At 50.5% G+C, this 4,797-nt stretch carries 6 protein-coding genes; 3 read left to right on the forward strand and 3 right to left on the reverse strand.

Annotation, left to right across the window (positions count from 1 at the left end):
- Positions 1-92 precede the first annotated feature (92 nt).
- The gene (gltD, locus tag QT974_RS31105; RefSeq protein WP_333472233.1) at positions 93-1,577 is read right to left on the reverse strand and encodes a glutamate synthase small subunit; all 1,485 of its coding nucleotides are present in this window, start codon (positions 1,575-1,577) and stop codon (positions 93-95) included.
- Positions 1,578-1,710: 133 nt separating this feature from the next.
- The gene (locus QT974_RS31110; protein WP_333472234.1) at positions 1,711-1,905 is read right to left on the reverse strand and encodes a hypothetical protein; all 195 of its coding nucleotides are present in this window, start codon (positions 1,903-1,905) and stop codon (positions 1,711-1,713) included.
- A 130-nt stretch (positions 1,906-2,035) separates the two neighbouring features.
- Between QT974_RS31110 and QT974_RS31115 the strand changes: the two genes are divergently transcribed.
- Genes QT974_RS31115 through cysK form a run of 3 tightly spaced genes read left to right on the forward strand, consistent with a single transcriptional unit; the run spans position 2,036 to position 4,550 of the window.
- Complete coding sequence (locus tag QT974_RS31115) at positions 2,036-3,067, forward strand: sulfate/molybdate ABC transporter ATP-binding protein (RefSeq protein ID WP_333472235.1); 1,032 nt, start codon at positions 2,036-2,038, stop codon at positions 3,065-3,067.
- Positions 3,068-3,113: 46 nt separating this feature from the next.
- Positions 3,114-3,551 (forward strand): RrF2 family transcriptional regulator, encoded by a 438-nt coding sequence (locus QT974_RS31120; protein ID WP_333472236.1) that lies wholly within the window; start codon positions 3,114-3,116, stop codon positions 3,549-3,551.
- An 18-nt stretch (positions 3,552-3,569) separates the two neighbouring features.
- On the forward strand, positions 3,570-4,550 hold the full coding sequence (cysK, locus tag QT974_RS31125; RefSeq protein WP_333472237.1) for a cysteine synthase A: 981 nt from the start codon (positions 3,570-3,572) through the stop codon (positions 4,548-4,550).
- Positions 4,551-4,595: 45 nt separating this feature from the next.
- Here cysK and QT974_RS31130 read toward each other — a convergent pair.
- Positions 4,596-4,797, reverse strand: a 202-nt coding sequence (locus QT974_RS31130) for a hypothetical protein (RefSeq protein ID WP_333472238.1), incomplete at its 5' end; no start/stop codon positions are given.

Here is a 4,797-nt window from a genome sequence, read left to right on the forward strand (position 1 = left end):
CTTTGAACACTCCAGTCCCCCCCTTATTAAGGGGGGCTAGGGGGGATCTGGGCCTAATAGTTAAACAGTAGATTATCGGCCGCATCAATCAACTAAGGCAAATCGGTTTCACCCATCAAATAAAGGTCGCACTCCCGGGCCACGCCGCGCCCTTCATTAATCGCCCAAACCACCAAACTCTGACCCCGGCGACAGTCTCCCGCCGCGAAAACTCCGGGAATGCTAGTTGTATATTTTTCGTGTTCGGCTTTGACGTTGCTGCGCGCGTCGCGTTCCAATCCCATCGCATCCAGCAGCGGCTGTTCCGGGCCCAGGAAGCCCATCGCTAGCAAGACAAGCTGCGCCGGCAAGACTTTTTCGGTTCCGGGAATTTGCTTGGGAATGAACTGCCCTTTCTCGTTTTTCGCCCACTCCACCTCAACAGTGTGTACGGCTTTGACATTGCCGTTTTCGTCGCCCTCGAACTTCGTCGCCGTGGTGAGATAGCCGCGCGGGTCATCGCCGAATTTGGCTGCGGCTTCTTCTTGGCCGTAATCCAAGCGGTAGACTTTCGGCCATTCCGGCCAGGGATTGTTGGCGGCCCGTTCCGAGGGCGGTTTGGGCAGGATTTCAAGCTGTACCAGGCTGTTGCAGCCGTGGCGGATGGAGGTGCCCACGCAGTCGGTTCCGGTGTCGCCACCGCCGATAATTACGACATCCTTGCCGGCGGCGGATATGAAGTTATCGTTGGTGCTCTTGTCGAGAACCGATTTGGTGTTGGCTGTCAAAAAGTCCATCGCGAAGTGGATGCCTTTTAATTCCCGCCCTTCAATTCCCAAGTCGCGGGGTTTGGTGGCGCCGGTACAGAGTACAACTGAGTCGTATTCTTTTAGCAGTTGTTCGGCTGGTAAGTCTTTCCCAACTTCGGTGTTGCAGATGAAGGTTACGCCTTCGTCTTCGAGGACTTTCAGGCGGCGCATCACGACTTGTTCTTTGTCTAGCTTCATGTTGGGGATGCCGTACATTAACAGGCCTCCCGGTCGATCGGCTCTTTCGTATACAGTTACCAAATGACCGGCTTTGTTCAATTGCGCCGCAGCCGACAAACCGGCGGGCCCGGAACCGATAACAGCGATTTTTTTGCCGGTGCGTTTGGCGGGTGGTTCGGCGGTAATCCAGCCTTCATCCCAGCCTTTATCGATAATCGAGGCTTCGATGTTTTTAATCGTGACAGGCGGGTTGTTGATGCCGAGCACGCAAGCGCCTTCGCAGGGTGCGGGGCAGACTCTGCCGGTGAATTCGGGGAAGTTGTTGGTTTTGTGGAGTCTGTCTAGGGCTTCTTTCCACAGTCCCCGATATACTAAGTCGTTCCATTCGGGAATCAGGTTGTTAATCGGGCAGCCGCTTGCCATGCCACTGATGATGCTGCCGGTGTGGCAAAATGGAATGCCGCAGTCCATGCAGCGCGCGCCTTGGCTGCGGAGTTTGTCTTCCTCCATTGGTAGGTGAAACTCGTCCCAGTTGTGGACTCTCTCGACTGGTGAGAGCTCGGAGGGCAATTCGCGGAGGAATTCGATAAAGCCTGTTGGTTTTCCCATAGTGCTGTTTTTGTTAGAATTTACTATTCTGGTAGTTTGTCAAAGCTGAGGCCTGTAGGCTGATGAACTAACTATTGTCATATAAATTGCGGGCGATCGCACCTCAGATAGATTAATTCGTACCTTACATCTTCTATATCGCCCTGGCTACAAATAATCTGGCTGCTAAGCCTACCGACTGGAAGTCCGATGCTCCACATACCAAGTCCGCCGGACGGCGACTCAAAACCATCAAGAGGGATTTGAGATAATTTTTCCCGCTGGTGCTGACGATGCTCGCACGCCACCGATACTCCCACACCTGGAAACTTTCCAGCGCAGTCCCCATCGTGCTGCTCTCCCAATACTATACAAAAAGTTACAGGCGTTGCAAAATATTAATTTCAGGATATACTACTGTAAACCAGTCAATTATGCGGAGTTAACATCTTCAACTCCTAAAATAGGTACATAAAGTCATGAGCATTACAGTTCAGAACGTATCGAAACACTTTGGCTCCTTTCACGCCATTGACAACGTAAATTTGGAAATTAAACGCGGCTCTTTAGTGGCGCTGTTGGGGCCTTCCGGTTCCGGGAAATCGACTTTGCTGAGGATGATTGCGGGACTCGAACCGCCGGACAGCGGTCACATTTACCTGATCGGCGAGGATGCTACCCAGCAGTCTGTGCAGGAACGACATATCGGTTTTGTGTTTCAGCATTACGCTTTGTTCAAACACATGACTATTAAGAAAAATATTGCTTTTGCGATGGAAATTCGCAAAGCTCCTAAAGACTTTATTACCAAACGGGTTGATGAACTGTTGGATTTAGTGCAGTTGAAAGGTTTGGGCGACAGATACCCGTCGCAACTTTCCGGTGGCCAGCGGCAGCGGGTTGCATTGGCGAGAGCTTTAGCAGTGCAACCGAAAGTGCTGCTGCTAGATGAGCCTTTTGGAGCATTAGATGCTAAAGTTCGCAAAGAATTGCGATCGTGGCTGCACAACCTTCACAAAGAAGTTAATATCACTACAGTTTTTGTGACTCACGATCAAGAAGAAGCGATGGAAGTAGCCGACGAAATTGTGGTGATGAACCAAGGTAGAGTCGAACAAGTCGGTACTCCTGCGGAAATTTACGACAAACCGGCATCAGCTTTTGTGATGAGTTTTATTGGGCCCGTCAACGTGCTGCCAAATGCTGCGGGCTTGTTCGCCAGCAACGCTACAACTGCTTACAATAATGGCGCGGCTCATTCTGAATTAGTATTTTTGCGCCCCCACGACGTGGAAATTAAAACTAAGCCGGAGTCGGGTTTTGCATCAGCAAAAGTCAGCCGGATCATTCATTTAGGCAGGGAAATTCAAACCGAGTTAGTGTTAGAATCGGGTCAGACTGTGACAGCTTACGTCAGTCGCGATCGCTTTGATAATCTACAGTTAACGCGAGATCAGCAGGTTTATGTCAAGCCTAAACACGCGATGACTTTCCCTGCTTATTCCATTTAAATCAGCAATAGACTGTAGGATTTAAACTCGATCGCAAGTGGGGAATGTGGAACTATCTTCTAGAGTAGAATATGCTCTGTTAGCGCTGTTGGAGCTGGCGAGCTGCCACCCGCAGGACTCGCCCCTAACATTGAACGAAATTACGGCTTCTCAACAGATACCGGAACGGTATTTAGACCAAATTCTTGCCGTGCTCAGGCGTGCTGGTATCGTTCAGACTCTGCGGGGCGCTAAAGGCGGTTATTTGCTGGCGAAAGAGCCTTGGCAAATTACTTTGCTAGAGGTGTTCTGCGCTCTAGAAGGCTCCGGCAGCCGCCAGACCCCAAAAGTTGCGGAATCTGTAACAATAGAAAAAACTGCGGTGCTAGAAACCTGGCAGGAAGTCAGGCAGGCATCTTTGGCGGTTTTGGATAAATATACTTTGCAGGATTTGTGCCAACAGCGCGATGCTCGACAACAAGCAAATCCCATGTACTACATTTAAACGGAGATAAATTTAACCATGAAAATTGCGAAAGATGTTACGCAAATAATTGGCAAAACTCCTTTGGTTCATCTCAAGCAAATTCCTCAAGCTGAGGGAGTGGTTGCGACAATTGTGGCGAAGTTGGAAGGGATGAATCCGGCGGCTTCGGTGAAAGATCGGATTGCGGCGAGCATGATTCAGGCGGCAGAAGATGCGGGGTTAATTCAACCGGGGAAAACAATTTTAGTTGAACCGACTTCGGGAAATACCGGAATTGCTTTGGCTGCGATCGCCGCGGCGAAGGGCTACAGTCTAATTTTAGCTATGCCGGATACCATGAGCACCGAACGCCGATCGATGTTGAAGGCTTACGGAGCTCGCTTGGAATTGACGCCGGGCCATGAAGGGATGTTAAGCGCGATCGCCCGTGCGGAAGAAATTGTCGAAGAAACACCCGATGCTTTCATGTTGCAACAGTTTAGCAACCCCGCGAATCCCAGAATTCACCGGGAAACTACAGCCGAGGAAATTTGGGCGGATACTGACGGTAAAGTAGATTTTTTAGTGGCGGGAGTGGGCACCGGCGGTACAATTACGGGCGTTGCTGAGGTAATTAAACAGCGGAAACCGAGTTTTAGGGCTGTGGCGGTGGAACCAGCCGGCAGCCCCGTGCTTTCTGGAGGGCGATCGGGCGCTCACAAAATTCAAGGAATCGGTGCCGGATTCATCCCGGAAGTGCTGCGAGTTGAGTTAATTGATGAAGTGATTGCAGTTAGCGATGAAGATGCGATCGCCTACAGCCGCCGACTAGCCAGAGAAGAAGGATTGTTGTCAGGAATTTCGGCAGGTGCAGCATTGTGCGGTGCGATTCAAGTTGGCAAGCGTCCCGAAAATGCTGGTAAATTGATAGTTTTTGTGCAGCCTTCTTTTGGCGAACGCTATCTCAGTACAGTTTTGTTCAAAGACTTAGAATTGCCTGCGATCCGCGAACTCGAATCATTAGTCACAAATTATTAATCCGCAGTAGGGGCAGTCCTCTCGTACTTGCCCCTTACTTACGAATTACTCGTTGCCAGGCTGTGCCTGGTAACGCAGATCCGGAGGCTCTGCCTCTAGTTCCCAGGTGAAGGCAAAGCCTTGGAACCAGTTAATAAGATTGGTTCGATCGTTCGGAATGTAAGTCAAGTGTCTTGGATGCGGGCTAAAGTCCGGGTGCATCTGGTGCAAGGCAAATATATCCGTAGGGGCGAAGCATGACCGCATT

Source organism: Microcoleus sp. BM001215392 (assembly GCF_036700185.1).
GTDB lineage: Bacteria > Cyanobacteriota > Cyanobacteriia > Cyanobacteriales > Microcoleaceae > Microcoleus.

Bases quoted from the DNA above. Each gene is read 5' to 3' on its own strand.
- QT974_RS31115 (WP_333472235.1), top strand. From the start codon at position 2,036: ATGAGCATTACAGTTCAGAACGTATCGAAACACTTTGGCTCCTTTCAC.
- QT974_RS31110 (WP_333472234.1), bottom strand. From the start codon at position 1,905: ATGGGGACTGCGCTGGAAAGTTTCCAGGTGTGGGAGTATCGGTGGCGT.
- gltD (WP_333472233.1), bottom strand. From the start codon at position 1,577: ATGGGAAAACCAACAGGCTTTATCGAATTCCTCCGCGAATTGCCCTCC.
- cysK (WP_333472237.1), top strand. From the start codon at position 3,570: ATGAAAATTGCGAAAGATGTTACGCAAATAATTGGCAAAACTCCTTTG.